The organism is Vibrio sp. 10N.222.55.A1 (assembly GCF_041473835.1).
Taxonomy (GTDB): domain Bacteria; phylum Pseudomonadota; class Gammaproteobacteria; order Enterobacterales; family Vibrionaceae; genus Vibrio; species Vibrio crassostreae_C.
On sequence record NZ_JBFRSX010000149.1, the window covers coordinates 1 to 1,511 of the forward strand.

A 1,511-nucleotide genomic window follows, 5' to 3' on the forward strand; every position below is an offset into this window, starting at 1 on the left:
TATCGCATTTTCATTCTTATTATCTCTTAACTTATCAAACTAAGAGAAAGAATGGAGGCGCCTCCCGGAGTCGAACCGAGGTCCACGGATTTGCAATCCGCTGCATAGCCACTCTGCCAAGGCGCCTTTAATAGTGATTTAAGAGAACAACTCTTTGTTCATCACTCTACTCAAAATGTAGAAGCTAGATAGATGGTGCCCCGGGCCGGACTTGAACCGGCACAGCGCGAACGCCGAGGGATTTTAAATCCCTTGTGTCTACCAATTCCACCACCAGGGCAACGCAATCTTGCGAGGCCGATTACTGAAAAGTAAAAACACCATCTCTCAGCGACCTAAGCCGTGAGAACGAGGTGTACTTTAACGGAAGGAAAAAATTCGTCAACAATAAATTTTATCTTTTAATTCAAGTGATTAATTATCGAACTCAAAAGAATAAATTTAGTGCAGCTTGTACGGTTCTTATACTTGGATTTCTAATTTAAACGGACAAATCACTGACAACCATTGATTCAAATACCAATTGAATGCGGTGATTTTATTGTTTTAAACCAAGCAAATGGCGTTTTCATGTGCTTTTCACATTCAACGATTAGAGTTTGAAGTAACTCTTATTAAGAAGTAAACATGTGAAACCACTAAAACGATATCAATATGAGCGCTATGCCGTTCTTTGTAACCTCGCCTACCCTAGAGTTTTTAAGCAGACTCGCTATGGTTTTGACCCTAATGGACAACGCATCATCAAGAACCAGTTTGGTAAAACCATGATTAGAGTGTTGTGGAGTAGCGACAAAGATGAAGTGGTTGTGGTAATCAAAGGATCGCACAGTATCTCAGATTGGCTACTAACCTTTGCTCTATGGACCAGAAGCTGTAAGAGAATTGGGCTCAATTATCGTGTGCATGCGGGTTTCTACCATCTAATGTTTCAAGAGAGCCAGCCAAGTCGTAATGAAGATAAGCTTGGCTTAACCGTTATTGAGCGCTTGGAAGCCACGCTCACACCTCTCATCGAACAAGGAAAAAGAGTGTCTATTACTGGCCACTCTTCCGGAGGCGCTATCGGTTGTGTCTTCGCTGATTACTTTGATCAAAAGTACCCAGGCTGTATTAAACGAATAGTGACTTTTGGCCAACCCGCCATTGGTGATTGGAGCTTTCGAAAGCACTATCGCATGAGTAAGAAGACCTACCGAATTTGCTGTGACATCGACATCGTGACCTTCATGCCACCGGTTCCTTTGCTCTATTGGCATGTAGGTAAAGTGCTTTGGCTTTATAACGGACGAATCTATGAGAACACTCCTACATTAATCCGCCTTGGTCGCTCTATCTTTAGTTGGCTGATAAGACCTTTCTCTTACCACTTAATGAGCAAGTATATCCGTAACAAAGATTTCTTTGATAAGCATTGAAATGGGTACGTAGGAAGCTTTTAGCGGGGTCAAAAACGAAAAAACCAGTCACTAGGACTGGTTTTTTCTGAATGATGGAGGCGCCTCCCGGAG

Annotated in this window: 1 protein-coding gene and 2 tRNA genes; 1 reads left to right on the plus strand and 2 read right to left on the minus strand. The window is 42.4% G+C overall.

Annotated features, from left to right (window positions below):
- Window positions 1–52 precede the first annotated feature (52 nt).
- Window positions 53–126: transfer RNA gene (locus AB4493_RS22215), tRNA-Cys, on the minus strand.
- Window positions 127–193: 67 nt separating this feature from the next.
- Window positions 194–280, minus strand: a tRNA-Leu gene (locus tag AB4493_RS22220).
- 349 nt (window positions 281–629) lie between these two features.
- Between AB4493_RS22220 and AB4493_RS22225 the strand changes: the two genes are divergently transcribed.
- Window positions 630–1,418 (plus strand): lipase family protein, encoded by a 789-nt coding sequence (locus AB4493_RS22225; protein ID WP_017064543.1) that lies wholly within the window; start codon window positions 630–632, stop codon window positions 1,416–1,418.
- Window positions 1,419–1,511: the final 93 nt, after the last annotated feature.